The sequence below is a fragment of the Paracidovorax sp. genome, assembly GCF_057642795.1.
The window spans coordinates 111,346-136,283 of record NZ_JBXYZY010000027.1; the positions used below are offsets into that span (position 1 = coordinate 111,346).

Annotated in this window: 25 protein-coding genes; 10 read left to right on the plus strand and 15 right to left on the minus strand. The window is 67.9% G+C overall.

Annotation, left to right across the window (positions count from 1 at the left end; all coding sequences use genetic code 11):
* The first annotated feature begins 30 nt into the window (after positions 1-30).
* The 5 genes from truA to accD all read left to right on the plus strand — a co-directional run bounded on the left by truA (position 31) and on the right by accD (position 4,825).
* The gene (truA, locus tag AC3A84_RS09855) at positions 31-870 is read left to right on the plus strand and encodes a tRNA pseudouridine(38-40) synthase TruA (RefSeq protein WP_487969473.1); all 840 of its coding nucleotides are present in this window, start codon (positions 31-33) and stop codon (positions 868-870) included.
* Positions 867-1,646 (plus strand): phosphoribosylanthranilate isomerase, encoded by a 780-nt coding sequence (locus AC3A84_RS09860; protein ID WP_487969474.1) that lies wholly within the window; start codon positions 867-869, stop codon positions 1,644-1,646. Before truA ends, AC3A84_RS09860 begins: the two co-directional genes overlap by 4 nt.
* Positions 1,646-2,914: a tryptophan synthase subunit beta gene (gene trpB, locus AC3A84_RS09865; RefSeq protein WP_487969475.1), complete on the plus strand. Its 1,269-nt coding sequence runs from the start codon at positions 1,646-1,648 to the stop codon at positions 2,912-2,914. The genes AC3A84_RS09860 and trpB overlap by 1 nt, the downstream gene beginning before the upstream one ends.
* A complete protein-coding gene (trpA, locus tag AC3A84_RS09870) occupies positions 2,911-3,774 on the plus strand; it encodes a tryptophan synthase subunit alpha (RefSeq protein WP_487969476.1) in 864 nt (287 codons plus the stop codon). The genes trpB and trpA overlap by 4 nt, the downstream gene beginning before the upstream one ends.
* 178 nt (positions 3,775-3,952) lie before the next feature.
* Positions 3,953-4,825, plus strand: coding sequence for an acetyl-CoA carboxylase, carboxyltransferase subunit beta (accD, locus tag AC3A84_RS09875; RefSeq protein WP_487969477.1), 873 nt, complete (start codon positions 3,953-3,955; stop codon positions 4,823-4,825).
* 117 nt (positions 4,826-4,942) lie between these two features.
* Here accD and AC3A84_RS09880 read toward each other — a convergent pair whose 3' ends face one another.
* A complete protein-coding gene (locus AC3A84_RS09880) occupies positions 4,943-5,491 on the minus strand; it encodes a YggT family protein (protein ID WP_487969478.1) in 549 nt (182 codons plus the stop codon).
* An 88-nt stretch (positions 5,492-5,579) separates the two neighbouring features.
* On the opposite strand from AC3A84_RS09880, the gene AC3A84_RS09885 reads away from it, so the two are divergent.
* The 4 genes from AC3A84_RS09885 (at position 5,580) to AC3A84_RS09900 (ending at position 9,770) form a co-directional block, all read left to right on the plus strand.
* On the plus strand, positions 5,580-6,212 hold the full coding sequence (locus tag AC3A84_RS09885; protein ID WP_487969479.1) for an LON peptidase substrate-binding domain-containing protein: 633 nt from the start codon (positions 5,580-5,582) through the stop codon (positions 6,210-6,212).
* Between the two features lie 152 nt (positions 6,213-6,364).
* On the plus strand, positions 6,365-7,909 hold the full coding sequence (gene lysS / locus AC3A84_RS09890; RefSeq protein ID WP_487969480.1) for a lysine--tRNA ligase: 1,545 nt from the start codon (positions 6,365-6,367) through the stop codon (positions 7,907-7,909).
* A gap of 93 nt (positions 7,910-8,002) precedes the next feature.
* Positions 8,003-9,037, plus strand: a complete 1,035-nt coding sequence (locus tag AC3A84_RS09895) for a GGDEF domain-containing response regulator (RefSeq protein WP_487969481.1) — start codon at positions 8,003-8,005, stop codon at positions 9,035-9,037.
* 46 nt (positions 9,038-9,083) lie between these two features.
* The gene (locus AC3A84_RS09900) at positions 9,084-9,770 is read left to right on the plus strand and encodes a mechanosensitive ion channel domain-containing protein (protein WP_487969482.1); all 687 of its coding nucleotides are present in this window, start codon (positions 9,084-9,086) and stop codon (positions 9,768-9,770) included.
* A 76-nt stretch (positions 9,771-9,846) separates the two neighbouring features.
* Here the strand turns inward: AC3A84_RS09900 and AC3A84_RS09905 are convergent, their stop codons facing one another.
* The 10 genes from AC3A84_RS09905 to lepA form a co-directional block, all read right to left on the minus strand.
* Entirely contained in the window at positions 9,847-11,766 is a 1,920-nt protein-coding gene (locus AC3A84_RS09905; RefSeq protein ID WP_487969483.1) for a DUF3300 domain-containing protein, read from the minus strand.
* Positions 11,767-11,995: 229 nt separating this feature from the next.
* On the minus strand, positions 11,996-13,087 hold the full coding sequence (gene nagZ / locus AC3A84_RS09910; protein WP_487969484.1) for a beta-N-acetylhexosaminidase: 1,092 nt from the start codon (positions 13,085-13,087) through the stop codon (positions 11,996-11,998).
* A 73-nt stretch (positions 13,088-13,160) separates the two neighbouring features.
* On the minus strand, positions 13,161-13,556 hold the full coding sequence (acpS, locus tag AC3A84_RS09915; RefSeq protein ID WP_487969485.1) for a holo-ACP synthase: 396 nt from the start codon (positions 13,554-13,556) through the stop codon (positions 13,161-13,163).
* A gap of 102 nt (positions 13,557-13,658) precedes the next feature.
* Positions 13,659-14,456: a pyridoxine 5'-phosphate synthase gene (locus AC3A84_RS09920; RefSeq protein WP_487969486.1), complete on the minus strand. Its 798-nt coding sequence runs from the start codon at positions 14,454-14,456 to the stop codon at positions 13,659-13,661.
* Complete coding sequence (recO, locus tag AC3A84_RS09925) at positions 14,453-15,238, minus strand: DNA repair protein RecO (RefSeq protein WP_487969487.1); 786 nt, start codon at positions 15,236-15,238, stop codon at positions 14,453-14,455. The genes AC3A84_RS09920 and recO overlap by 4 nt, the downstream gene beginning before the upstream one ends.
* A gap of 235 nt (positions 15,239-15,473) precedes the next feature.
* Positions 15,474-16,535 carry a GTPase Era gene (gene era, locus AC3A84_RS09930; protein WP_487969488.1) on the minus strand — a complete coding sequence of 354 codons (1,062 nt, stop codon included), beginning with the start codon at positions 16,533-16,535 and terminating at the stop codon, positions 15,474-15,476.
* Entirely contained in the window at positions 16,532-17,221 is a 690-nt protein-coding gene (gene rnc, locus AC3A84_RS09935; RefSeq protein ID WP_092939254.1) for a ribonuclease III, read from the minus strand. The genes era and rnc overlap by 4 nt, the downstream gene beginning before the upstream one ends.
* Positions 17,222-17,372: 151 nt before the next feature.
* Positions 17,373-17,756 (minus strand): DUF4845 domain-containing protein, encoded by a 384-nt coding sequence (locus AC3A84_RS09940; RefSeq protein WP_487969489.1) that lies wholly within the window; start codon positions 17,754-17,756, stop codon positions 17,373-17,375.
* A 133-nt stretch (positions 17,757-17,889) separates the two neighbouring features.
* Positions 17,890-18,855 (minus strand): signal peptidase I, encoded by a 966-nt coding sequence (lepB, locus tag AC3A84_RS09945; protein ID WP_487969490.1) that lies wholly within the window; start codon positions 18,853-18,855, stop codon positions 17,890-17,892.
* An 11-nt stretch (positions 18,856-18,866) separates the two neighbouring features.
* Positions 18,867-20,675: a translation elongation factor 4 gene (gene lepA, locus AC3A84_RS09950; protein ID WP_487969491.1), complete on the minus strand. Its 1,809-nt coding sequence runs from the start codon at positions 20,673-20,675 to the stop codon at positions 18,867-18,869.
* Between the two features lie 16 nt (positions 20,676-20,691).
* On the opposite strand from lepA, the gene AC3A84_RS09955 reads away from it, so the two are divergent.
* Positions 20,692-20,904, plus strand: coding sequence for a hypothetical protein (locus AC3A84_RS09955; RefSeq protein WP_487969492.1), 213 nt, complete (start codon positions 20,692-20,694; stop codon positions 20,902-20,904).
* A 275-nt stretch (positions 20,905-21,179) separates the two neighbouring features.
* Here the strand turns inward: AC3A84_RS09955 and AC3A84_RS09960 are convergent, their stop codons facing one another.
* The 4 genes from AC3A84_RS09960 to AC3A84_RS09975 all read right to left on the minus strand — a co-directional run bounded on the left by AC3A84_RS09960 (position 21,180) and on the right by AC3A84_RS09975 (position 24,891).
* Positions 21,180-22,604, minus strand: coding sequence for a DegQ family serine endoprotease (locus AC3A84_RS09960; RefSeq protein ID WP_487969697.1), 1,425 nt, complete (start codon positions 22,602-22,604; stop codon positions 21,180-21,182).
* A gap of 321 nt (positions 22,605-22,925) precedes the next feature.
* Positions 22,926-23,540: a sigma-E factor negative regulatory protein gene (locus AC3A84_RS09965; protein ID WP_487969493.1), complete on the minus strand. Its 615-nt coding sequence runs from the start codon at positions 23,538-23,540 to the stop codon at positions 22,926-22,928.
* Between the two features lie 63 nt (positions 23,541-23,603).
* Complete coding sequence (rpoE, locus tag AC3A84_RS09970) at positions 23,604-24,233, minus strand: RNA polymerase sigma factor RpoE (RefSeq protein WP_343590023.1); 630 nt, start codon at positions 24,231-24,233, stop codon at positions 23,604-23,606.
* Positions 24,234-24,366: 133 nt separating this feature from the next.
* Positions 24,367-24,891, minus strand: a complete 525-nt coding sequence (locus AC3A84_RS09975; protein ID WP_487969494.1) for a hypothetical protein — start codon at positions 24,889-24,891, stop codon at positions 24,367-24,369.
* Positions 24,892-24,938: the final 47 nt, after the last annotated feature.

The window sequence follows — 24,938 nt, forward strand, 5'->3', positions numbered from 1 at the left end:
CGCCCGCTCCCCGCGTGCGGGAGCCGCGCCATGAGGATCGCCCTGGGAGTGGGCTACAACGGGCAGGCCTACAACGGCTGGCAGAGCCAGCCTTCGGGCAACACGGTGCAGGACAGGCTGGAGGACGCGCTCACCCGCTTCGCCACCCAGCCGGTGGCGACGATGTGTGCCGGCCGCACCGACGCCGGCGTGCACGGCTTGATGCAGGTTGTGCACTTCGACACGCCGCTGGACCGCACACCCTTTTCCTGGGTGCGCGGCACCAACACTTTCCTGCCCCCCGACATCTCCGTGCAATGGGCGCAGCCCGTGCCCGACACCTTCCATGCCCGTGCCAGCGCCATCGCGCGGCGCTATGCCTACGTGCTGCTGCAGTCGCCCGTCAAACCCGGCGTGGAGACCGGCCGCGTGGGCTGGGTGTTCCACCCGCTCGACGGCGACGCCATGCGGGAGGCCGCGCAGCACCTGCTGGGCGAGCACGACTTCACCTCGTTCCGCGCCTCGGCATGCCAGGCCAAGTCGCCCATCAAGACACTGCGCCGCATCGACATCACCTGCCGCAGCACGGCGCCCGCGCAGGGCACTGCGGGCTCCGTCAGCGGTCCGCACGGCTGGGCGCCCGGCTACTGGCGCTTCGAGTTCGAGGGCAACGCCTTCCTGCACCACATGATTCGCAACATCATGGGCTGCCTGATCGCCATCGGCCGCGGCGACCGCCCGCCGGAGTGGATGCGCAGCGTGCGCGACGCGCTCTCACGCGATGCGGCGGCGCCGACGTTCTCGCCAGACGGGCTGTATTTCGTCGGGCCGTCGTACGACGCCGCATGGGGCCTGCCCTCGCATGCGGCTGCGTATGATTGGCTGCCATGACCTCTGCCGGCAGCCCGTTTTCCCACGCCCCCGCCCATCCCGAACCCCCATCACCGATCCCTGCCCCGCCCGCAGCGCGCACCCGCGTCAAGATCTGCGGGCTGACGCGCGAGGAGGACGTCGATGCCGCCGTAGCGGCCGGGGCCGATGCCGTCGGCTTCGTGCTCTACGCACCCAGCCCCCGGGCCGTCACGCCCGAACGCGCCGCGCAGCTGGCCCGGCGGCTACCGCCCTTCGTCACGCCGGTGCTGCTGTTCGTGAACGAATCCGCTCCCAAAATCATAGCTACCAGCGCAATGATTCCGGGCGCTACGCTGCAATTCCATGGCGATGAAACGCCCGAAGACTGCCTTGCGGCCACCGGCGGCGGTGCCCGCCCCTACCTGCGCGCGGCACGTATTCCGCTGGGCGACGGCGCGACGCGCTTCGACCTCGTAAAATATGCGCTCGATCACTCTCACGCCCAGGCCATATTGCTCGACGCCCACGTCGAAGGCTATGGCGGCGGCGGCAAGGCATTCAATTGGTCACTCCTGCCTCCAAGCGTCGACTCTCACCTCGTTTTGTCTGGTGGACTCACGCCTGCAAACGTGACCGATGGCATCTGGCAGGTACGGCCGCGCTGCAAGACGCTGGCCGTTGACGTCTCCTCCGGCGTCGAAGCCGACGGCCCCGACGGCAAGCCCATCCGGGGCGTCAAGGACGCCGACAAGATCCACCGCTTCATCGCCGCCGTGCGCGCGGCCGATGCAGCCCCTGCACCTTCCATTCTCTGATGTCCGACTATTCCTTTCCCGATGCCGCGGGCCATTTCGGCACCTACGGCGGCAGCTTCGTCAGCGAGACGCTGACGCATGCCATCAACGAGCTGAAGGACGCCTACGCGCAGTATCAGCACGACCCGGAATTCCTCGCCGAATTCCACTACGAGCTGGCGCACTTCGTCGGCCGGCCCTCGCCCGTCTATCACGCGGCCCGCACCAGCCGGGAGCTGGGCGGCGCGCAGATCTTCCTCAAGCGCGAAGACCTCAACCACACGGGCGCGCACAAGATCAACAACGTGATCGGCCAGGCCATGCTCGCCAAGCGCATGGGCAAGCCGCGCGTGATCGCCGAAACCGGCGCCGGCCAGCATGGCGTGGCCACGGCCACCATCTGCGCCCGCTACGGACTGGAATGCGTTGTCTATATGGGTGCTGAAGACGTCAAGCGCCAGAGCCCCAACGTCTACCGCATGAAGCTGCTGGGCGCCACGGTGGTGCCGGTCGAATCGGGCAGCCGCACGCTCAAGGACGCGCTCAACGAGGCCATGCGCGACTGGGTGGCCAACGTGGACAACACCTTCTACATCATCGGCACGGTGGCCGGACCGCACCCCTACCCGATGATGGTGCGCGACTTCCAGAGCGTGATCGGCAAGGAGTGCATCACGCAGATGCCCGAGCTGCTGGCCGCCCAGCGCATCGCCTCCGAACAGCCCGACGTGGTGGTCGCCTGCGTAGGCGGCGGCAGCAATGCCATGGGCATCTTCCACCCCTACATCCCGTACCCGAAGACGCGCCTGATCGGCGTGGAGGCGGCCGGCGAAGGGCTGGACAGCGGCAAGCACTCCGCCTCGCTGCAGCGCGGCAGCCCCGGCGTGCTGCACGGCAACCGCACCTTCATCCTGCAGGACGACAACGGCCAGATCACCGAGACGCACAGCATCAGCGCCGGCCTCGACTACCCCGGCGTGGGCCCCGAGCACGCCTGGCTGCAGGAGCTCGGCCGCGCCGAATACGTGGGCGTGACCGACCGCCAGGCGCTGGAGGCCTTCCACGCCCTCTGCCGCACCGAAGGCATCATCCCCGCGCTCGAATCCAGCCACGCCATGGCCTACGCCATGCAGCTGGCGCCCACCATGCGGCCCGACCAGTCCATCCTGGTGAACCTCTCCGGCCGTGGCGACAAGGACATCGGCACGGTGGCCGATCTATCCGGCGTGGATTTCTACGATCGCCCCTCCATGCGGGGCCATACCGTCAAGGGAGGGCCCGCAGCATGAACGCCCCCGCCAACAGCACCGCCAGCGCAGCCCCGGCCGCGCCGCGCAACCGCATCGCCACCACCTTCGCCGCCCTACGCCAGCAGGGCCGCAAGGCGCTGATCCCCTACGTCACGGCCGGATTTCCGTTCGCCGACATCACGCCCGCATTGATGCACGGCATGGTCGAGGCCGGTGCCGACGTGATCGAGCTGGGCGTGCCCTTCTCCGACCCCATGGCCGACGGCCCTGTCATCCAGAAGGCCGGCGAAAAGGCGCTGGCGCTGGGCATCGGCATGGCGCAGGTGCTCGAGCACGTGCGCGTCTTCCGCCAGCGCAACCAGGCCACGCCGGTGGTGCTGATGGGCTACGCCAACCCGGTGGAGCGCTATGACCAGCGCCACGGCGCGGGTGCCTTCGTGCGCGATGCAGCGGCGGCCGGCGTCGATGGCGTGCTCATCGTCGATTACCCGCCCGAGGAATGCGAAGCCTTTGCCGCCAGCCTGCGCGCGCACGGCATGGACCTGATCTTCCTCTTGGCCCCCACCAGCACCGACGAACGCATGCGGCAGGTGGCGCGCGTGGCCAGCGGCTACGTCTATTACGTCTCGCTCAAGGGCGTGACGGGCTCGGGCGCGCTGGACACCGCCGCCGTCGAGGCCATGCTGCCGCGCATCCGCCAACAGCTGGGCGACGACATTCCGGTGGGCGTGGGCTTCGGCATCCGCGATGCGGCCACGGCCCAGGCCATTGGCCGCGTGGCCGATGCGGTGGTCATCGGTAGCCGCATCATCCAGCTGATCGAGGATCAGCCCCACGAGAAGGTGGTCGCCGTGACGGTGGACTTCCTGCGCGGCATCCGCAAGGCGCTCGACGCATAGAATACGGCGCATCCCCCTGAGCGGCTTCGCCGCTTCCCCCTTCTCTCGCGCAAAAGCGCGGGAAGGGGGACGCCGCCAGCGCGGCGGGGCGGCCCTTGCGCGGCGGCCTGCGCCTGGTCCGCGCCCCAATCGAACGCTGCGCTCGCTGGCCCATTCATACCCAGTCAAAGGAATTCTCATGTCCTGGCTCGAAAAACTCCTGCCGTCCAAAATCCAGCAAACCGATCCGACCGAGCGGCGCCAGATGCCCGAGGGGCTGTGGACCAAGTGCCCCAGCTGCGAGACGGTGCTCTACAAGACCGATCTGGAGCAGAACCAAAATGTCTGCCCGCATTGCGGCCATCATCACCGCATCGGCGCGCGCGCCCGGCTCAACGCCTTCCTCGACCCGGAAGGCCGCTACGAGATCGGCCAGGAAGTGCTGCCGGTCGATGCGCTGAAGTTCAAGGACAGCCGCAAATACACCGAACGCCTGAAGGAAGCGCTGGAACACACTGGCGAGACCGATGCGCTCATCGTCATGGGCGGCGCGATCAAGAGCATCAACGTGGTGGTCGCCTGCTTTGAATTCGAGTTCATGGGCGGCTCCATGGGCAGCGTGGTGGGCGAGCGCTTCGTGCGCGGCGTCGAAGCCGCCATCGAGCAAAAGGTGCCCTTCATCTGCTTTACCGCCACCGGCGGCGCACGCATGCAGGAAGGCCTGCTCTCGCTCATGCAGATGGCCAAGACCAACGCCGCGCTGACCCGCCTGGCCAAGAAAGGCCTGCCCTACATCAGCGTGCTGACCGACCCGACCATGGGCGGTGTGTCGGCCGGCTTCGCCTTCGTGGGCGACATCGTGGTGGCCGAGCCCAAGGCGCTGATCGGCTTCGCCGGCCCGCGCGTGATCGAATCCACCGTGCGCGTGAAGCTGCCCGAGGGCTTCCAGCGCGCAGAGTTCCTGCAGACCAAGGGTGCCGTGGACTTCATCTGCGACCGCCGCGAGCTGCGCGACACGCTGGCCCGCAGCCTCGCCATGCTGCAGCGCCTGCCTGCCGACGCCGTGGCCTGAAACACGCGGGAAGGGCAAGGACGGCGCCCGCGAGGCGCTATCAAAAAAAGAGCCCCTGGCGCTTGTGGATCAAGCGCCAGGGGCTTTTTCAATCGGCAATACGTTGGTACTGCCGGCTCAGAACATCACCGCTCCCTGGATATGCCCCAGCACGATGGTCAGCACCTGCAGCAGGATCAGCGCCACCAGCGGCGACAGGTCCACCCCGCCCAGCAGCGGCACCACGCGCCGGAGGGGCCGCAGCAGGGGCTCGCACAGCCGGGCCACCACGTCGCCGATCAGCGAGCGGGCCTGCACCCACGACAGCACGGCATAGACGATCAGCAGGCCCATCAGCCCCGACACCGCCACGCGGGCCACGCCGAAAACCGCCAGCCAGATCAGCCAGACCACGCCCGGGCCCATGCCACCCAGCAGCCAGAGAATGAGGAACTGCGCCAGCTGCACCAGAAATGCGGCCACCAGGCTCGCCCAGTCCATGCCGCCAGCGGGGGGCAGCACGCGCCGCAGCGGCAGCACCAGCCAGTCGCTCAGCGCAAAGACCAGCCGGCCGACCGGATTGGAGAACGGCACGCGCTGCAGCTGCATGTAGAACCGCAACAGGCAGGCCCCGGTGACCAGCCCGGCCACGACGTTGAGCAGAAAGGAAAGAATCTCGTAGAACATGGAGGGCATTCGATGGGATGACTGGGGCCGGCAGACGCGCCGCCCGATGGCGTGGGATGATAGCGGCCACACTTTGCTGTCTTGGCCCATGACCCGCCCTCTTGCGCTGTCTTCGCTGCCGCTCTTTCCGCTGGGCACCGTGCTCTTTCCCGGTGGCCAGCTGTCGCTGCGCGTGTTCGAGGTGCGCTACCTCGACATGGTGCGCAAGTGCCAGCAGGCCGGCGCGCCCTTCGGCGTAGTCGCGCTGCGTAGCGGCGACGAGGTGCAGCGGCCCGGCGCACCGCAGGAACAGTTCCACGACATGGGCACGCTGGCCGTGATCGAGCAGCTCGCCTCGCCACAGTCCGGCCTGATCCACCTGCAATGCCGGGGCGCGGAGCGCTTCCGCATCCAGTCGCGCAGCCAGCTGACGCACGGCCTCTGGGTGGCCGACGTGGAACAGTGCGCGCCCGACCAGCCCGTGCCCGTGCCGCCCGACCTGGAGCGCATCGCCACGGCGCTCGCCCAGGTCATCGCGCAGCTGCGTCAGCGCGATCCGGAGTTCGCGCAAGCCCTGCCCGTGCCCGAACAACTGGCCGACTGCGGCTGGGTGGCCAATCGCTGGTGCGAGCTGCTCCCGGTGCCGCCCGAACTCAAGCAGCAGCTGATGACGCTGGACAACCCCCTGCTGCGCCTGGAACTGGTGGGCGACGTGCTGGACCGCACCGGCATCGCGCCATGACGGCGTGCTGAATCCCGCTTTCTGAGCGACTCTCCGGCACGCCGCCACCAGGTCGCCGCAGCCTGCGGCGGTCGGCAAACTTAGAATCGAGGCTTTTGGCCTTCCCACCAGGCTGCGCCACTGCGCGCCGCCCTCATTGCCCTTTGCAGTCCATGTCCGAACACAACACGCCTTCCACCGCACCTGACGACAACCAGCTCATCGCCGAGCGCCGCGAGAAACTCAAGGCGCTGCGCGAGGCCCAGGCGCAGGGCAAGGGCGTGGCCTTCCCCAACGACTTCCATCCGGCCCACCACGCGGCTGATCTGCAGGCGCAGTACGCCGACGCTACCGCCGAGTCGCTCGAAGCCACGCCCGTCACCGTCAGCGTGGCAGGCCGCATGATGCTCAAGCGCGTGATGGGCAAGGCCAGCTTCGCCACGCTGCAGGACGGCTCGCTGGGCACCACCGGCGGCCGGCTGCAGATCTACGTCACGCGGGATGCGCTCGGCGAAGAGCTCTACGCCGCGTTCAAGCACTGGGACCTGGGCGACATCCTGGGCGCCGAAGGCACGCTGATGAAGACCAAGACCGGCGAGCTGTCGGTCAAGGTCACCACGCTGCGCCTGCTCACCAAGAGCCTGCGCCCCATGCCCGACAAGTTCCACGGCATGGCCGACCTGGAGCAGAAGGTGCGCCAGCGCTACGTCGATCTGATGACCGACGAGCAGGCCCGCCGCCGCTTCATCGCGCGCAGCAAGGCCGTCTCGGGCATTCGCGAATTCATGGTCGAGCACGGCTTCCTCGAAGTCGAAACGCCCATGCTGCACCCCATTCCCGGCGGTGCGAATGCCAAGCCCTTCGTCACGCACCACAACGCGCTGGACCAGGAGATGTACCTGCGCATCGCGCCCGAGCTCTACCTCAAGCGCCTGCTGGTGGGCGGCTTCGAGCGCGTGTTCGAGATCAACCGCAATTTCCGCAACGAAGGGGTGTCGGTGCGCCACAACCCCGAGTTCACGATGATGGAGTTCTACGCGGCCTACTGGAACTACCGCGACCTGATGGACTTCACCGAGCAGCTGGTGCGCGACGCCGCCGTGAAGGCCGCCGGCACGCTCGAACTGACCTACGGCGGACGCGCCGTTGATCTGTCCAAGCCCTTCCAGCGCCTGACGATCCGCGAAGCGATTTTCCAGCACACCGAAGCTGGCGCGCATGTGGACGACGCCGCCTGGCTGACCAGCGCGCTCAAGAAGCTGGGCCTGAGCGAAGAGAAGGACCGCCTCTCCAGCCGCACGCTGGCCGGCCTGCAGGTGCTCTACTTCGAGGAACTGGTGGAAGACAAGCTCTGGGAGCCCACTTTCATCATGGAGCACCCGACCGAGATCAGCCCGCTGGCGCGCGCCAACGACTTGCGCCCCGAGGTCACCGAACGCTTCGAGCTCTACATCACCGGCCGCGAATTCGGCAACGGCTTCTCCGAGCTGAACGACGCCGAGGACCAGGCCGCCCGCTTCAACGCGCAGGTGTCGGCCAAGGATGCCGGCGACGACGAGGCCATGTACTTCGACCACGACTTCGTGCGTGCGCTGGAATACGGGATGCCGCCGGCCGGTGGCTGCGGCATCGGCATCGACCGGCTCATGATGCTGTTGACTGACAGCGCCAGCATCCGCGACGTGATCCTATTTCCGGCCCTGCGCCGGGAACATTGAAAACACTCAGAATCGCGAACGGCGGGTGGATCACCTCGCGAAACCGGACGTCCCCCCTCCCTCATATTGCGTCGCGGCGCATCGGAGCCTCTCATGACATCCCAGCTCAGCTCCCCGGCCAGCCCCGCCAGCCGTTATCTGCCTGCCGGAGACACCTTCTCGGTCCTGGTGGTCGAGGACCAGCCTTCCGTGCGGGCCGTCACCGTGGCCGAACTGCAGCGTGCCAAGGTGCCGGTCATCCATGAGGCCGATTCGGCCGAGTCGGCGCTGGGCCAGTTCGTTGCGCACCGGCCCGATCTGGTGCTGCTGGACATCCGCCTGCCCGGCCACGACGGGTACTGGGTGGCCCAGCAGATGCGCGAGGCCGAGCCGGGCGGCTGGACGCCGATCATCTTCCTCTCGAGTCTCGACAACGAAGTGGACGTCTGGCGCGGCATCGAATCCGGCGGGGACGACTACATCGTCAAGCCCGTGAGGCCCATCGTGCTGGTGGCCAAGCTGCGCGCCATGCGCCGGCTGCTGGACATGCGCCGCCGTCTGGTCGCGCTGACAGAAGAGCTGCACCAGGCGAACCAGCAGCTCAACGCCATGGTGGAGGCAGATGCACTCACCGGCCTGGTGAACCGGCGCGGCTTCGACCGCATCCTGCACCAGGAGTTGGTGGCCTCCCGCCGCGAGCGCACGCCGCTCACGCTGATGCTGTGCGACCTGGACCATTTCAAACGCTACAACGACGCGGCCGGCCATGTGCAGGGCGACCGCTGCCTGCAGCAGGTGGGCGGCCTGCTTCGCGAAGTGTGCGCGCGTCCGCGCGACATGGCGGCACGCTATGGGGGCGAAGAATTCGCGCTGATCCTGCCCAACACGCCCCGCTCGGGCGCCATGACCTTCGCCCGCGCGTTGGGCCAGCTGCTCAAGGCCCGCGCCATCCCGCACCCCGACTCGCCGCTGGGCAACCTGCTCACCCTCTCGGGCGGGATCACCACCTGCATGCCCGACGAGAGCACCAGCGCAGAGAGCATGCTGATGCGTGCCGACCAGGCGCTCTACGCCGCCAAGGAACAGGGCCGCAACCGTTTCTTCAGCTTCGAGATGCAGATGGACACCGTGGAGCAGCGCCTCTACTGAAGCGCGTGCCGCCGCACGGCGGCGTGCCGACACTTTTTCGCCCCGCATGAACAGCCAACAACTGCATCTCCGAATCCACCAGATGCTGCCCGCCTGGGTTCAGGAGTGGCTCGACATCATCGTTCCGGCCGTGCAGATCGTGGCCATCGCCGTCGTGGCCCTCTTGCTGCAGCGGGCGCTGCGCCGCCTGGTCCGCCGCGCTGGCCAGCACTACCACTGGCCGCTGGAACTGCTGGTGCCCATCAATGGGGTGCTGCGCTGGATCATTGTGGGCAGCGCATTGCTGCTGATGCTCGAGCGACTGGGCGTGTCGGCCACCGTGCTGTGGACGGCCTTCACCGGCTTCGCTGCGGTGGGCGCAGTCGCCTTCTTCGCCGCGTGGAGCGTCCTGTCCAATCTGTTCTGCGCACTGCTGATCTTCACCGTGGGCCCGTTCCGGCTGGGCGACTACATCGAGGTGCTGGACACCGCCGAAAAGCCCGGCGCCAAGGGCCGCGTGGTGGACATCAACCTGCTCTACACCACGCTGGAAGACTACGACGGGGAGCAGGGCCACCCCGCACTGCTGCAGATTCCGAACACGCTGATGTTCCAGCGCGTGGTACGCCGCTGGCGGGGCGGACCGCCACCGCCCAGGCCCCAGCCCAGCGCAGCGGACGAAGCCACTGCGTCGCAAGCGCCGGAAACGCCGCCTGCGCTGGCAGCCTCTTCGCACAGCCCCGCCACCACCTGAGCGGCCGTCGGGCACGCGGCTACCCGCCTTGCCACCTCATGCTGGGGCGGCCCCAGACGGCCTGGCCCCGACCCGTTCAGCCGCGTTCATGCGCGTGGTGGCGCCCTGGCTCCTGGGGCTGCGATTCCCGGCGCGGAGCCTCACGATGCAGCTCCGGTGCCGCGGCGTGCTGAGCCTGCGACGGCGGGCGATGCGGCGCTGACGGCATCTCGGCGCGACGTGGGTGCGGGGCCAGGGGTGTGTCCTGCATCGCGGCATGCGGAACATGCTGCGGCGACCGCATCGCCGCCTCCTCGGCCCGCTGCGCGTGGGCGGGAGCTGCATCCTGCCAGCGCTGGCGCATCGCGTCCCCGCGCTCTCGCTCTCCAGCTCGTCCCCTGTCATGCCCCGCCGGCGCCGCCATCAGCGCCTCGCGCGCATCATCCCGGGGTGCAGCCGCCCTCGCCGGGGCCGGCAACGTTGCCTGCGGCTGGGGATGCTGCGCTGTGTGCGCGTCCTGACCGGGTCCCTGGCCCTGCGCCTGCCGGGCCGAGACATCCACGGCCCGCCTCTCGCGCTCCTGCGGCACGCGGTGCGGCCGTGCCGGTACGCCGCCCGTCGTCAGGAACTGAGCCGACGGCTGCATGTGCGTGGCCGGCATTGCATGCTCCTGCGCCGGGCGTTGGACAGGCGACAGCGCCGTGGCCAGGGAGAGCGCCTTGGGCGGCACCATCGCAGGCGCGTGCCCCGCCTGGGGCTGCGCCGGGGCCGAGCGCTGCGGCGCAGCGAAGGCCGCCACGGGCGCAGCGAGCGCGGCCGGAGCGACCGCGGCGGCGCCCGCGGAAGCCCCCGGCGCCCCGCCCTGGTAGTTGTTGTTGACGGTGGTGTAGTGCTGGTTGTTGTTGACCGTGACGTTGCGGATGTTCTCGATCACGGTGCGCGAGTGCGAGACATAGGTCGCGCCCTGGTACACCACGACCGGCGGCACGGGGGGCGGCGGCGGTGGCGCGCCCACCACCCAGGCCGGCGGGCGCGGCGCGCCCCAGTGCACGTTCCAGGCGTTCCAGCCCCAGGAGGGCGGATGCGCCGCCCATCCGGCCACCGCACCCACCACCACGCCCGCGCCGAAGGCGAGCCAGGTCTGCGGCGGATCGGGCTGGGCCGCGACCAGCACCGGCGCCGGCGCAGCCCAGCGGTAGCCCGGATAGACCGGCACCGGCGTGCCATAGACCACCTGCGGGTCGTAGTGCGGCACATAGACAGTGGTGTGTTCCGCCGGCTCGATGGCGATCACGCGGGGCGGCGGCGCCACCACAGCCGGGCCAGCATAGAGCGGCACGGCCGGCGTCACCGTGGCCGGCATGGGCTGCGGCGCCGGCGCGGCGGCGGTGACCACCCGCAGCTTGGGCGAGCTGCGCAGCGTGCCGGCCTGGGTAGCGCGCTCGCGCATCACCTGGATGGCGTTCATCACGTCGGACGGGTCATGGTAGTAGGCCTGGCCCAGCGCGGTCGTCCACGGCAGGTTGGCAGCGAGCTGCTCCAGCACGTTGGGGAAGGCGGTGAGCGCCTTCACGCTCGGGTCCCAGGGCTGGTCGTTGACGGCGCGCACCAGCGCATCGCCACGCAGGCCGGGGTTGCGTCCCAGCCAGCCTGCGGCGTCGGTGATCTGCTCGGGATAGGTGGAGGCCGCCAGCACCTGGGCCACCAGCCGGTCCGGGTAGAGGGCGATGGGCGCCACCATCTGGTAGAGGTTCTGCGCCGAGGGCGGCGTATAGGCCACCGGCGTGGCGGCCGGGGCCGATGCGGCGGCGGAAGGGGCCTGTGGGGCTGCCTGCGGCGCGGCCGCGTCGGGGCTGGGCCGCTGGCAGGCACTGAGCACGGCGGCGGCCAGCAGGGCCAGCGCATAGCGTGGAGTGTTGCGGCGCAGGGTTCGGCGGTGCCCCCCCAGGCGCACGGGGCGGTCCGTCAGGGCTTGATCATCGCCGCGCAGGGCGGCGGAAGCGAGGGGCTGCGGCATGAAGAAGGACTCCGGCGAAGCGGGAGCCGCGGATGCATGCCTCCCGCTCCTCCAACGCGCCGGGACCAGGGCCGCGTTGACCCCGGCCGGCCGGCAAGCCCCGAACGCTTGCCACCCCACACCGCCGTCACGTCCGCTTACGTTTGGTTGACCGGGCCGATACCTGATCGCCGCCGGCCTCCATGCCCCACCGCTGGGGCCTTCACGCCGACGGGAGCAGGCAGCCCGCTCAGGGCAAGCAGTCCAGCGCGGCCATGTAGGCCGGCTGCAGCATGAGTTCGTCCCACGGCTGGGGCAGGGTTTCGGGCAGCAGGGCCAGGCGGCGCGATTCGCTGTCGGCGCTGGGCTGCCAGCGGCCGTCGGCAGCGGCGGCTTCGAGGCCGTCCAGCACCTCGTCGAGCACGCGGCTGTCACCCAGGCTCTGGTTGCACAGCAGCACCAGGTCGCAGCCGGCATCGAGCGCGGCCAGGGCCGCTTCGGTGTAGCCCACGGGCCGCCCGTCGATGCGGCGGGCGCCTTCCATGCTCAGGTCGTCGCTGAAGATGGCGCCGTCGAAGCGCAGCTGCCCGCGCAGGATCTCCTGCAGCCAGCGGCGCGAGAAGCCCGCGGGCCGCGCATCCACCTTGGGGTAGATGACGTGGGCCGGCATGACGCTGGCGAGCGTGCTGGAGAGCCACGGATACGGCGCCGCGTCGTCGGCCAGGATGGCCTTGAGGCTGCGGCGGTCCACCGGAACGTCGGTGTGCGAATCGGCCTGGACGAAGCCGTGCCCCGGGAAGTGCTTGCCGCAGTGCGCCATGCCGGCCTGCAGCAGGCCGTGCATCAGGCTCTTGGCCAGCAGCGCGACCACGCGCGGGTCGCGGTGGAAGCTCCGGTCGCCGATGACGCTGCTCTCACCGTGATCCAGGTCCAGCACCGGCGTGAAGCTGAAATCGACGCCGCAGGCGCGCAGCTCGCTGCCCAGCACATAGCCTGCCGCCGTGGCGGCATTGGTGGCCCGCATGGCGCCCGCGCCTTCGCGTGCCCGGGCGCCCTGGCCGTCGTCGTCCCACAGCTGGCCGAAGGCGCGCATGGGCGGCAGATGGGTGAAGCCGTCGGTGCGAAAGCGCTGCACGCGGCCGCCTTCGTGGTCCACGCAGATCAGCAGGTCGCTGCGCACGGCCTTGATGGCGGCGGTGAGCGCCAGCAGCTGCGCGCGGCTTTCCCAGTTGCGCGCAAAGAGGATGACGCCGCCCGCCAGCGGGTGCGCCAGGCGGCGTCGGTCGTCGGCCGTGAGTGCCGTACCGGCGACGTCGAGGATGAGGGGGGCGTGTTCCGTCATGTTGATTTGCTACCTTATCAATAGCAGCCAGCCCTTGTTTTACAAGCGCTGACCGCTGGTTTCATCCGATCCGTCAGGCCTTCTTCTCGACCACGCAGAAGCTGGCCGCGTAGTCGCTCTCGTCGGTCAAGGTGATGTGGCAGTGCAGGCCGCGCGCCTCGAACCATTCCTTGAGCGCGCCGTGCAGTACCACCTGCGGCTGGCCGCTGGGCAGGTTGGCGATCTCGCAGTGGCGCCAGGTCATGGGCATGCGCATGCCCAGCCCAATGGCTTTGCTGAAAGACTCCTTGGCCGAAAAGCGCGTGGCCAGGTAACGCAGGCCCCGGTCGGGCCAGCGCTCGCTGCGGCGGCGCCAGATGGCGAGTTCGCCCTCGGCCAGCACCTTTTCGGCGAAGCGCTCACCGTGGCGCTCCAGGCTGGCGCGGATGCGGCGCACGTCGCAGATGTCGGTGCCTATGCCGTAGATCATGGAATGGGTTGATGTGCCATTTCGACCGCTGGCCATGGATTCAAGCGGGCCAGCAGCTATCGAAAAGTGAGTAAGTTATTGGTGGGCCGACACGGAGCCGCGTCAGCGCCGCGCCATGCCCTCGTCGATACAGCGTTGGTAGGCCTGCACGGTGGCGGCATAGCCCAGCTCCAGCGCATCGGCGATCAGGGCGTGGCCGATGGAGACTTCGAGCAGCCCCGGAACGCCCTGCACGAAGGCGGCGAGGTTGTCCCGGTTGAGGTCGTGCCCGGCGTTCACGCCCAGGCCCGCATCCAGCGCGGCCTGCGCGGCGGCGGCGTAGCGGGCCAGCTGGGCGGCGGCCTCGGGGGTGCCCCAAGCGGCGGCGTAGGGTTCGGTGTAGAGCTCGACGCGGTCGGCGCCCACGGCACGGGCGGCGGCCATCTGCTCGGGCACCGGGTCCATGAAGAGGCTCACGCGCACGCCCAGGGCGCGGCATTCGGCCACCAGGGGCGCGAGGCGCTCGGCATCCTGCGGAAAGCTCCAGCCGTGGTCGCTGGTGAACTGGTCTTCGCTGTCGGGCACGAAGGTGGCCTGCTGGGGCCGCACCGTGCGGATGAACTCCATCAGGTTCTGCGAGGGGTTGCCCTCGATGTTGAATTCACGGCCAGGCCAGGCCTGTAGCAGCTCGGCCAGCGCATGCACGTCGCTGGCGCGGATGTGGCGCTCGTCGGGACGCGGATGCACGGTGATGCCCTGCGCGCCCGCCTGCAGGCACAGCTCGGCCGCGCGCGTGACGCTGGGAATGCCCAGATGCCGGGTGTTGCGCACCAGCGCCACCTTGTTCACGTTGACCGAAAGGGCCGTGCGGCCGGGAGCGTCGTGGGCGGTGGCGTGGGGGGCGGGAGTGGTCGTGGTCATAGCAGTTGCAGATCCATCATGAGCTGGCGCGTGCGCAGCATGGGACTGCCGCAATGGTATTGCAGCAGGGTACGCAGCTGGGGCTTCAGGTCGGAGGTCATGGGCGCGTCGGTGGGGGCGGCGATCGCGCGCAGCGTGGCGGTGTAGCTGCCCGCGCCACCGGGCTCCAGCGCACGCTGCAGCGCCAGCCATTGCGCGCCGGGCAGCGTGGCGCGGTCGCCCGGTAAAGCGGCGCGCAGGCCGGCCTCGGGCACCAGCGCATAGCGGGCGGCGGGCTGCAGCCGGGTGAGGGTCATGGTTTCGGCATCGAGCGCGGGCAGCAGGCCGATCTCGCGCAGCAGCAGCAGCTCGAAGCTGCGCAGCACCGGCTCCAGCGCATCGCCGTGGCTGCCACTGCCCAGCACGCGCACCACGCCGGCGTAGGCGTCGAAGAGCGGCGCATGGGCATCTTCGCGCGCCACCAGGCGCATCAGCAGTTCGTTGAGATAGAGCCCGGCCAGCAGCGCGTCGCCCGTGGGCATGACGTGGCCGCCCACCCATTCCGCGCCCTTGAGCGGATGCACCTCGCCCAGCCCTTCGGCGGTGACGGTGTAGCCCACGCGCAGGGGCTGCAGCGGCAGCAGCACGGGGCGGAAGTTGGAGGTCGGCTTCTTCGCCCCCTTGGCCACCAGCGCCACCCGGCCATAGTGGCGGGTGAACACGTCCAGGATCAGGCTGGACTCACTCCAGTCGTAGCGGTGCAGCACATAGGCAGGCTCTTCGGCAATGCGGCGCGCAGGCATGGTTTGCTATGCAATCAATAGCTGCTTGCGCAGGCGGCAAGCGCGCAAGAGGCCGAATCGCTTGAAAGAAGATGACTCATGCATGCCGGATGCACGGCGCTGGAACCACAAGCAGCCTCAAACCATCAGAAGGCCGCGGAGCAGGCCATGCCGGCAGACGCCGCGGAACGGGCTTCGCCCGGCCGCTGGCGTCGTCCCCCTGGGGGGAAGGCGCCGAAGGCGACTCAGGGGGGAATCACTCATACCCGAACGACCGCACCCGCGCCTCGTCGTCCGCCCAGCCCGAGCGCACCTTCACCCAGACTTCGAGGAACACCTTGGCGTCCATGAGCTTTTCCATCTCCTGGCGGGCTTCGGTGCTGATGCGCTTGAGGCGCTCGCCCTTCTCGCCGATCACCATGGCCTTGTGGCCGTCGCGCTCGACCACGATGGTGGCCGCCACGCGCAGGAAGCGCTTGTGGGTCTTGCTGGGCTCTTCGTCGAACTTGTCGATGACGACGGTGGAGGTGTAGGGCAGCTCGTCGCCCGTGAAGCGGAAGAGCTTCTCGCGCACGGTCTCGCTGGCGAGGAATTTCTCGCTGCGGTCGGTCAGCTCGTCCTCGGAATACCAGAAGGGCTGCTCGGGCAGGTACTTCTCGCAGATGCCGAACAGGCGCTCGATGTCGCCCTTGTTCTTGGCCGACATGGGAACGAACTCGGCAAACGGGTGGCGTTCCTGCATGCCCTTGAGCCAGGGCGCGATCTCAGCGCGGCGATGCACTTCGTCGAGCTTGTTGGCGATCAGCAGCGTCGGAATGCCGGGCTTGAAGAGCGACAGCACCTTGGCGTCGGCCAGCGTGAAGCTGCCGGCCTCCACCACGAAAAGGATCAGGTCCACGTCGCCGATGGCGCCCATCACCGTCTTGTTGAGCGACTTGTTCAGCGCCGTGCTGTGCTTGGTCTGGAAGCCCGGCGTATCGACGAAGACGAACTGCGTGGCCTCGCGCGTGCGGATACCCGTGATGCGGTGGCGCGTGGTCTGCGCCTTGCGCGAGGTGATGGAGATCTTCTGCCCCACCAGCGCGTTCATCAGCGTGGACTTGCCCACGTTGGGCTTGCCCACGATGGCGATCAGGCCGCAGCGCTGGCCGGCCGTGCTGGCAGCAGCAGCAGCAGCGCCGGGCGCGGTGGCGCCGGCCAGCACCGGGCCTGCGCCCGGCTTGGCGGCGGCGAGCATCGCGTCCAGATCATTCTGGCCGGCAGCGCCCGTGTTCTCTGCGCCACCAGCTACGTTTTTGGTAGCGTCCTGGGAATTCATGCTTGCTTCTTCGCTTTCTTGAGGGCGGCCAGCAGCGCGGCGGCTGCAGCCTGTTCGCCGGCCCGGCGCGAACCGCCGGTGCCGCGTTCGGTCAGACCCAATTCAGGGATGGTGCACTCGACATCGAAGGTCTGGCTGTGCGCTGCGCCCACGGTGCCCACCACGCGGTAGACGGGCAGCTTCATTTTGCGGCCCTGCAGCCACTCCTGCAACGCGGTCTTCGGGTCCTTGGCGGCGGCCTGCATCTGCGGGTTCACGTCCATGCCCTCGAAGAGCCGGTGCACCAGCGCCTCGGCGGGGGCATAACCGGCGTCGAGATAGACGGCGCCGATCACGGCCTCCAGCGCATCGGCCAGGATGGAGGGCCGCTGCTTGCCGCCGGACTTGGATTCGCCCTCGCCCAGGCGCAGCACCTCGGGCAGCTTCAGCCGCAGCGCCAGGCCGTGCAGGCTCTCCTGCCGCACGAGGTTGGCGCGCACGCGGGAGAGGTCGCCCTCGGGCTGGTCGGCCAGCCGGCGGTAGAGCAGGCTGGAGACGGCCAGGTTCAGCACCGAATCGCCCAGGAATTCCAGGCGCTCGTTGTGGTCGGCGGAAAAGCTGCGGTGCGTGATGGCGCGCTGCAGCAGGGAGGCGTCGGAGAACGTGTGTTGCAGGCGGTCCTGCAGCTGGGAAAGAAGGGGTGGCAGCACTGAGTGGGGGGAGCTAGGTCGGGGTGCGTTGACAACAGAAGGCGGGGATGGAGCCGGTGGGTATCCGGCGTGTCGGGGGCATCAGGGCGGGCCGCAAAAGCGCGGTCCGCCCGGGTGTCGAGCGCGGCCTGGGCCGCGCGATCTGCTTTCAGGGTGCCGTCGAATTCTGGAAGCGATAGACCAGATAGGCCGGGCCGAACAGGTGGATCTCGCGCGAATAGCTGTACGAGACGACCAGGCGGTCGTTGGCCTTGGTCACTTGCAGGTCGTTGGCCTTGACCGATTCGATGCTGTCGATGGCCGCTGCGCGATCGAAGGCCGCACGCGCTTCGGCCACGGTGCTCTCGCGGGCCGCCTTGGCCGCCGCCTTGTGGATGGCCTGGCTCTCCAGGAAGATCGGCACGGACTGCGATCCGATCGCGAACAGCGCCACCACGATCACCCCCAGCAGCACGACGCTGATGAAGGACATGCCGCGCTGGCGTGAACGCAGCGTGCGACGTGGCAAGGCGGCAGAGATGGGCATGGTCATGTCGTGGACTCCCTAAGTGCTGGAACGGTGAAAGGACGGCAGGCGCGGTGGGGGGGCTACCCGTGGCAGTGCATCTGGAACGAGCCCGACATCGGCCCGCACAGCGCCGAAGCGGCTGCACGCACGCAACACGTCAGCTGAACGAACCGATGCGGCGCGGATTGCTGAAGTTCATCCAGATGAAGAAGGCCTTGCCGACGATGTTGGCGTCGGGCACGAAGCCCCAGTAGCGCGAGTCGAGCGAATTATCGCGGTTGTCGCCCATCATGAAGTAGTAGCCCTCGGGCACCTTGCAGGTCACGCCTTCGACGCTGTAGCGGCAGTTTTCGCGGAACTTGAAGTTGCTCGCGCCCTGCACGAAAGCCGGCACCTGCGGGTTGTTCAGGATGCCGTGGCGGTGATCGCCGAGTTGCTCCTCGAACTGCTTGAAGTACGCCATCGCGTCTTCGTCGAAGTAATCGGGCAGCGCGGTGGTGGGCACGGGCTTGCCGTTGATGGTCAGCCGCTTGTTGAGGTAGGCCACCTCGTCGCCCGGCACGCCGACCACGCGCTTGATGTAATCCACGCTGGGCTGCGGCGGAAAGCGGAACACCATCACGTCGCCACGCTCGGGCGCATGGCCTTCGGTGATCTTCTTGTTGATGACCGGCAGGCGGATGCCATAGACGAACTTGTTCACCAGGATCAGGTCGCCCACGTGCAGCGTCGGGATCATGGAGCCCGAGGGAATCTTGAACGGCTCGAAAAGGAACGAGCGCAGCAGGAACACCATGGCGATCACCGGAAAGAGCCCGGCCGTCCAGTCCAGCCACCAGGGCTGCATGAGGATGCGGCCCTTGGCCTCTTGCACGTCCACATCGACCTTGGCGATGCCCATGCGGTCGAGCTCGGCGCGGCGCTGGACGGCGGCGTCCTCGATGGCCTGGGCCGCACGGCGGCGCCGGGGCAGGAAGTAGAAGCGCTCGGCAAGCCAGTAGCAGCCCGTGACCACGGTGGCCAGGAATAGCAGCAGCGCGAAATTGCCTTCGATGGCGCCCAGGTACCAGGCGCCCACGTAGCCGACGAACGCCGCCAGCACCAGGGATGTGATGATTTGCATCGTTTTTCTTCTCAGTCTTCGACCTGAAGGATGGCCAGGAACGCTTCTTGGGGCACTTCGACGGAGCCGATCTGCTTCATGCGCTTCTTGCCGGCCTTCTGCTTTTCGAGCAGCTTGCGCTTGCGGGTGATGTCGCCGCCATAGCACTTGGCCAGCACGTTCTTGCGCAGGGCCTTGATGGTTTCGCGGGCGATGATGTTGGCGCCGATGGCCGCCTGGATCGCCACGTCGAACATCTGGCGGCTGATGATCTCGCGCATCTTGGCCGCCACGGCGCGGCCGCGGTAGGCCGACTGGCTGCGGTGGACGATGATGGACAGCGCATCGACCTTCTCGCCGTTGAGCAGGATGTCCACCTTCACCACGTCGGAGGCGCGGTATTCCTTGAACTCGTAGTCCATGGACGCGTAGCCGCGCGACACGGATTTGAGCTTGTCGAAGAAGTCCAGCACGATCTCGCCCAGCGGCAGCTCATAGGTGAGCATCACCTGGCGGCCGTGGTAGGCCATGTTGAGCTGCACGCCGCGCTTCTGGTTGGCGAGCGTCATCACGGGGCCGACGTAGTCCTGCGGCATGTAGAGATGCACCGTCACGATGGGCTCGCGGATCTCCTGGATGCGGCCCTGGTCGGGCATCTTGGAGGGGTTCTCCACCATGATGACCTCGCCGTCGCCCTTGACCACTTCATAGACCACGCTGGGCGCGGTGGTGATCAGGTCCTGGTCGAACTCGCGCTCCAGGCGCTCCTGCACGATCTCCATGTGCAACAGGCCCAGGAAGCCGCAGCGGAAGCCGAAGCCCAGCGCCTGCGACACCTCGGGCTCGAAATGCAGCGACGCATCGTTGAGCTGGAGCTTTTCCAGCGCGTCGCGCAGCTGGTCGTACTCGCTAGCCTCGGTCGGGTAGAGGCCGGCGAACACCTGCGGCTGGATTTCCTTGAAGCCAGGCAGCGCCTGCTCGGCCGGGCCCAGGTTGTTGGGCAGCTTCTTTTCGAGCGTGATGGTGTCACCCACCTTGGCAGCCTTCAGCTCCTTGATGCCCGCGATGATGAAGCCCACCTCGCCGGCGTTCAGCGCATTGCGCGGCTCGTTGGCGGGGGTGAAGACGCCCAGGTTGTCGGCGTTGTACACCGCGCCCGAGGCCATCATCTTGAAGCGCTCGCCCTTGAGCAGCCGGCCATCGACCACGCGGACCAGCATCACCACGCCCACGTACGGATCGAACCAGCTGTCGATGATCATGGCCCGCAGCGGCGCATCGGGGTTGCCGCGCGGCGCGGGCACCTTTGCGACGATCAGCTCCAGGATCTCCTCGATACCCATACCGGTCTTGGCGGAGCACGGAATGGCGTCGCCCGCGTCGATGCCGATCACGTCCTCGATCTCGGCCTTGGCGTTGTCCGGGTCGGCCTGCGGCAGGTCCATCTTGTTGAGCACCGGCAGCACTTCCACGCCCAGGTCGAGCGCGGTGTAGCAATTGGCGACGGTCTGGGCCTCCACGCCCTGGGACGCATCGACCACCAGCAGCGCGCCCTCGCAGGCGGAGAGCGAGCGCGAGACCTCGTAGGAGAAGTCCACATGGCCGGGTGTGTCGATCAGATTCAGGTTGTAGACCTGCCCATCCTTGGCCTTGTACTGCAGCGCGGCCGTCTGGGCCTTGATGGTTATCCCACGCTCTTTTTCGATGTCCATCGAATCGAGCACCTGCGCCTCCATCTGGCGCTCCTCAAGGCCGCCGCAACGCTGGATGAGGCGGTCGGCAAGGGTCGACTTGCCATGGTCGATGTGCGCGATGATGGAAAAATTTCTGATGTGATTCATCAACGGAAAGCGTCAAGTGATTGAATTAAAACGGCGCGCACAAGAAAAAAGGGCGCGTCAAATGGCGACGCGCCCTGAACCAACAATCATTGGCAACTGCGATAGTTGGGACTTCATTGTAGGCAAAAAGGACTTTCGGGAAAGCCCGGCCAGCGGTGCCACCCAGGCGTTGCCGGCTCGCAACGAGAATTTTATCAACAGCTTATTCACAGAGCTGCCGACAACTTGATGAACAACTTGTGGGCGATCTGTGGAACACCTGTGCATGAAAACGACGCGTCCCACATCATGGTGTATCGCATCGGTTTTATGCACCCAGGCGGGTAAGGGCGCCCCGCATTCTACCGAAAACCATACATAGCCCACCCACGCCTCACATCGTGCGGCCGCGGTACGACGGCCGGGCGAATTTGTAACACCCGTCATCGTCCGGTCGGGGGCATCCACTATCCCGAGCACACACCAGGGTCTTGGCATGGACTCGGCGCGGGGGCTCTGAGGCAATCACCGCCCGGGACGAATCAGGGCGTACTGCGCCCACTCCCCGCGACGGAACAGCACGTTGATCGGCTTGGCCTTGTCGGCCTTGGCCAACACCGCGTCGAACTCCTTGACGCTGCCCACTTCGGTGTTGGCGATGGAAACGATCACATCGCCCTCTCGCAGTCCGGCGCGCGCAGCGGCCTCGGCTGCCGCCACCACCCGCACGCCGCCCTTGACCTTCAGCTCCTTCTTTTGCGCATCGGTGAGCTCTGCCACGCTCAGGCCGACCTGTTTGGCAGCAGCGGAGGACTTGGGTCCTGCCTCCTTGTCAGCCGCCTTGGCCACCGGCTTGTCATCGGGCTCGACCTCGGCGATGGTGATCGGGAAATCGCGCGTGACGCCGCGCCGGAACACGCTCACCGTGCTCCTGCTGCCCGGCTTGGTGTTGCCCACCAGGCGCGGCAGATCAGCCGCCTTCTCCACAGCCTTGCCGTCGAAGCGCATGATCACGTCGCCGGCCTCCACCCCGGCCTTGTCGGCGGGCGAGCCCGCTTCCACGCCGCGCACCAGAGCGCCCTGCGGCTTGCCCAGGCCGATGGATTCGGCCACGTCCTTGGCCACGGACTCGATCTGCACGCCGATGCGGCCGCGGCTCACCCGGCCGGTGGCGCGCAGCTGGTCGCTCACGCGGATCGCCTCATCAATGGGAATGGCGAAAGAAATGCCCATGAACCCGCCCGAGCGCGAATAGATCTGGCTGTTGATGCCGATCACCTCGCCGCGCATATTGATCAGGGGGCCGCCGGAATTGCCGGGGTTGATGGCCACATCGGTCTGGATGAAGGGCAGGTAATCGCCCGTGTCGCGCTGCTTGGCACTGACGATGCCTGCCGTGACGCTGTTGTCCAGCCCGAAGGGCGAGCCGATGGCCATCACCCACTCGCCCACGCGCAGGCGGCCCACGTCGCCGATCTTCACGGCAGGCAGGCCGGTGGCATCGATCTTGACCACGGCCACGTCGGTGCGCTTGTCGGAACCGACGATCCTGGCCTTGAATTCGCGCTTGTCGGTCAGCGTGACGATGACCTCTTCGGCGCCGTCCACCACATGGTGGTTGGTCATGATGTAGCCATCGGCAGTCAGGATGAAGCCCGACCCTACGCCGCGCGGCTGCTCTTCAGGCTGCGGTACGCGCTGCTGCGGCGACTGCTGGCGCGGCAGATTGGGAATGGGCACGCCGAAACGGCGGAAGAACTCGAGCATCTCCTCGTCCATCGCATTGCCGCCGGAGCGATCGGAGACCTTCTCGATCGTGCGAATGTTGACCACGGAGGGCCCCACCTGGTCCACCAGATCGGTGAAGTCCGGCAGTCCGCGCACGGACGTGGCAGGCTGCGCACGGGCCGCCTGTACCGGAAGCACCGCCAGGCTGCCAGACAGAGCCATCGCGCCCGCCAGGGTCAGGGCATGCAGGTTCTTCCAATCGATCAGGGGCATCTTCGACCTTTCTAATTGCGACATTCGGTGCGGGGAGGAAAGTGAAAACGATAGCGCGAACGCGCCAAGTGCGGTGACCGCCCTCAAGGGCGGCAATGCCGTGGGGACATGCCCGGCCGACATGATGCCGCGAGAAAGGGCCGCATCGCAGACACGGCCAGCCAGCGGTGCGTGACGGCTTCGATGCAGCGCCATACACCGCAGGCGGCGCTGGATGCGGCCGGTATGGCAGGCCGGCGTCAGGCGCCGTGGGCCCTGCCCTGCACAGGCTCAGCGTGCCGGGGCATCGAAACTGGCGTTGCGCAGGAATCCGGCCGGCATCTGCAGCGACGACGTGCTACCGAACTGGCGGTGGGCGGCCAGCAGTTCATCCAGGCGCGGATCGCGCAACATGACCTGCTGCGAACTGCCGTTGCTGCCGTCAGCCACCGCCAGCGTGGACGAGGAGGCCGATGCCAGCTGCGCACCACCGTCCTGCGGGGCCGCGGTGCCGGCATAGGTACCCCAGCCGATTGCAGCCACAGCGGCCACAGAGGCGAGTCCTGCCACCATCTTCCAATGGAACACCCCGGAGTTGGCGACCCTGGCATCGGCCAGGGCGGGCGACTCCGGCGCCACCTGGGTCAACTCGCCGGCAGCCAGGGCTTGGGGCAGCGGCTCCTGGGCCAACTGTTCGCGCAAGCGGTCGAGCAGCAGTGGCCTGGAAGGCGCAGCCAGCTCGGCCGAGCGCAGCACGTCTCCCACCATATGGTGCATGTGCCACTGTTCGCGACCGGCCTCGATGCAGGCGAACGCCACCGCCCGCGCAAATTCTTCGCCCTGCAGTTGCCCATCCGCCAGAGCGGACAACTGCTCGCGCATCATCACATCGTCATTCGTCTTCATGTCCATCACCCTGCTGCTTGTACCCACCCACCATTCACCATCCGCCGGCTGCTGCCCCGCACCTCACCAGCGCTTGCCCGTCTGCTTGTCCAGCAGCGGCTTGACGCGCGCCGAGATCGCCTCGCGCGCACGGAAGATCCGCGACCGCACCGTGCCGATCGGGCAGCTCATCGCTGCCGCGATCTCGTCGTAGCTCAGGCCCTCGATCTCGCGCAGCGTCACGGCCTGGCGCAGATCCTCGGGCAACGCCTCCATCGCCGCATTCACGGCTTCTGCAATCTCTCGGGCAGCGAGCACCGTTTCGGGCGTTTCTTCGGTGGTTAGTTCGTTGCCGACGCGGGAAGTTTCATCGTCATCGTCACTGCCGCGCAGCGCGCTGTCGGTGATGACGGGGTTGCGCTTCATGTCCACCAGCGCCTTCTTGGCAGTGTTGACCGCGATGCGGTAGAGCCAGGTATAGAACTGGGCCTCTCCGCGGAACTGGTGCAGCGCGCGATAGGCGCGGATGAAGGTTTCCTGTGCGATGTCCTGCACCAGATCGACGTCGCGCACCATGCGGCCGATCAGGCGCTCGATCCGGCGCTGATACTTGATGACCAGCAGTTCGTAGGCGCGCTGATCGCCCGCCACCGTGCGCTCGACGAGCTGCAGATCGCTGTCATTGCCGTTGGGCGGAAGCGGAGATGCTGTCATTTTGGAGAAGGAAGGGCCGCCCGGACGTCGGCAAGCGGAAATGGAACAAAGACGGGCCACACCCGTGCCGCAAGGGCTGGACAGGTGCGTGAGCGGCGGCCACGCGAAGGGGTCTGACACCTCGCCTGCACATTCAGGATTCCGATTCGGAGCGTGCGGAGGCCGTGCTGCCAGCCATCCGGGCGCGCGAATATAACGCCCGCCGCAATGCCGGCCACCCCTGCGCATCTGCATCCCGCTCCAGGCACAGCCAGACACGCGGCGCATCGCACAACGGCAGGCACACCAAAACGAAACGCTGGAGATCCAGATGCACTTCGGGCGCAGTCCGGGCGGCCAGAGGCCGCACCTGGCCCGTAGGAAGGAACCACCATTGCGCCCCATCCCATTGCAGGGCACCGCGCGGGCTGCGCCGCCAGGCCATCGCCGCCAGCCCGGCTGTCACCGCCCAGAGAGCCCAGCCCAGAAGTTGGGCCCAAGGATGGGGCGGCGCCCCCGCCATGCCCCAACCCACCAGCACCAGCCCGCTGGCAGCGATCAGGACAGTGAGGGCGAGCCCAGCACGTACGCTGCGCTCCACAGGAAAGCGCACCGCCGGCGGGTGGTGATAGGAAGACGATGCGGAGTGTGAAGCGTCCATCGCAGCGGCACGGGTCAAGGGCCGAGCGATGGAAGACAGTCTGTGGGACGCGGCGGCAGCGGTAC

What these genes read in the sequence shown, in the direction of transcription:
- truA (WP_487969473.1), top strand. Translation starts at nt 31, where the DNA reads ATGAGGATCGCCCTGGGAGTGGGCTACAACGGGCAGGCCTACAACGGC.
- AC3A84_RS09860 (WP_487969474.1), top strand. Translation starts at nt 867, where the DNA reads ATGACCTCTGCCGGCAGCCCGTTTTCCCACGCCCCCGCCCATCCCGAA.
- trpB (WP_487969475.1), top strand. Translation starts at nt 1,646, where the DNA reads ATGTCCGACTATTCCTTTCCCGATGCCGCGGGCCATTTCGGCACCTAC.
- trpA (WP_487969476.1), top strand. Translation starts at nt 2,911, where the DNA reads ATGAACGCCCCCGCCAACAGCACCGCCAGCGCAGCCCCGGCCGCGCCG.
- accD (WP_487969477.1), top strand. Translation starts at nt 3,953, where the DNA reads ATGTCCTGGCTCGAAAAACTCCTGCCGTCCAAAATCCAGCAAACCGAT.
- AC3A84_RS09880 (WP_487969478.1), bottom strand. Translation starts at nt 5,491, where the DNA reads ATGTTCTACGAGATTCTTTCCTTTCTGCTCAACGTCGTGGCCGGGCTG.
- AC3A84_RS09885 (WP_487969479.1), top strand. Translation starts at nt 5,580, where the DNA reads ATGACCCGCCCTCTTGCGCTGTCTTCGCTGCCGCTCTTTCCGCTGGGC.
- lysS (WP_487969480.1), top strand. Translation starts at nt 6,365, where the DNA reads ATGTCCGAACACAACACGCCTTCCACCGCACCTGACGACAACCAGCTC.
- AC3A84_RS09895 (WP_487969481.1), top strand. Translation starts at nt 8,003, where the DNA reads ATGACATCCCAGCTCAGCTCCCCGGCCAGCCCCGCCAGCCGTTATCTG.
- AC3A84_RS09900 (WP_487969482.1), top strand. Translation starts at nt 9,084, where the DNA reads ATGAACAGCCAACAACTGCATCTCCGAATCCACCAGATGCTGCCCGCC.
- AC3A84_RS09905 (WP_487969483.1), bottom strand. Translation starts at nt 11,766, where the DNA reads ATGCCGCAGCCCCTCGCTTCCGCCGCCCTGCGCGGCGATGATCAAGCC.
- nagZ (WP_487969484.1), bottom strand. Translation starts at nt 13,087, where the DNA reads ATGACGGAACACGCCCCCCTCATCCTCGACGTCGCCGGTACGGCACTC.
- acpS (WP_487969485.1), bottom strand. Translation starts at nt 13,556, where the DNA reads ATGATCTACGGCATAGGCACCGACATCTGCGACGTGCGCCGCATCCGC.
- AC3A84_RS09920 (WP_487969486.1), bottom strand. Translation starts at nt 14,456, where the DNA reads ATGACCACGACCACTCCCGCCCCCCACGCCACCGCCCACGACGCTCCC.
- recO (WP_487969487.1), bottom strand. Translation starts at nt 15,238, where the DNA reads ATGCCTGCGCGCCGCATTGCCGAAGAGCCTGCCTATGTGCTGCACCGC.
- era (WP_487969488.1), bottom strand. Translation starts at nt 16,535, where the DNA reads ATGAATTCCCAGGACGCTACCAAAAACGTAGCTGGTGGCGCAGAGAAC.
- AC3A84_RS09940 (WP_487969489.1), bottom strand. Translation starts at nt 17,756, where the DNA reads ATGACCATGCCCATCTCTGCCGCCTTGCCACGTCGCACGCTGCGTTCA.
- lepB (WP_487969490.1), bottom strand. Translation starts at nt 18,855, where the DNA reads ATGCAAATCATCACATCCCTGGTGCTGGCGGCGTTCGTCGGCTACGTG.
- lepA (WP_487969491.1), bottom strand. Translation starts at nt 20,675, where the DNA reads ATGAATCACATCAGAAATTTTTCCATCATCGCGCACATCGACCATGGC.
- AC3A84_RS09960 (WP_487969697.1), bottom strand. Translation starts at nt 22,604, where the DNA reads ATGGCTCTGTCTGGCAGCCTGGCGGTGCTTCCGGTACAGGCGGCCCGT.
- AC3A84_RS09965 (WP_487969493.1), bottom strand. Translation starts at nt 23,540, where the DNA reads ATGAAGACGAATGACGATGTGATGATGCGCGAGCAGTTGTCCGCTCTG.
- rpoE (WP_343590023.1), bottom strand. Translation starts at nt 24,233, where the DNA reads ATGACAGCATCTCCGCTTCCGCCCAACGGCAATGACAGCGATCTGCAG.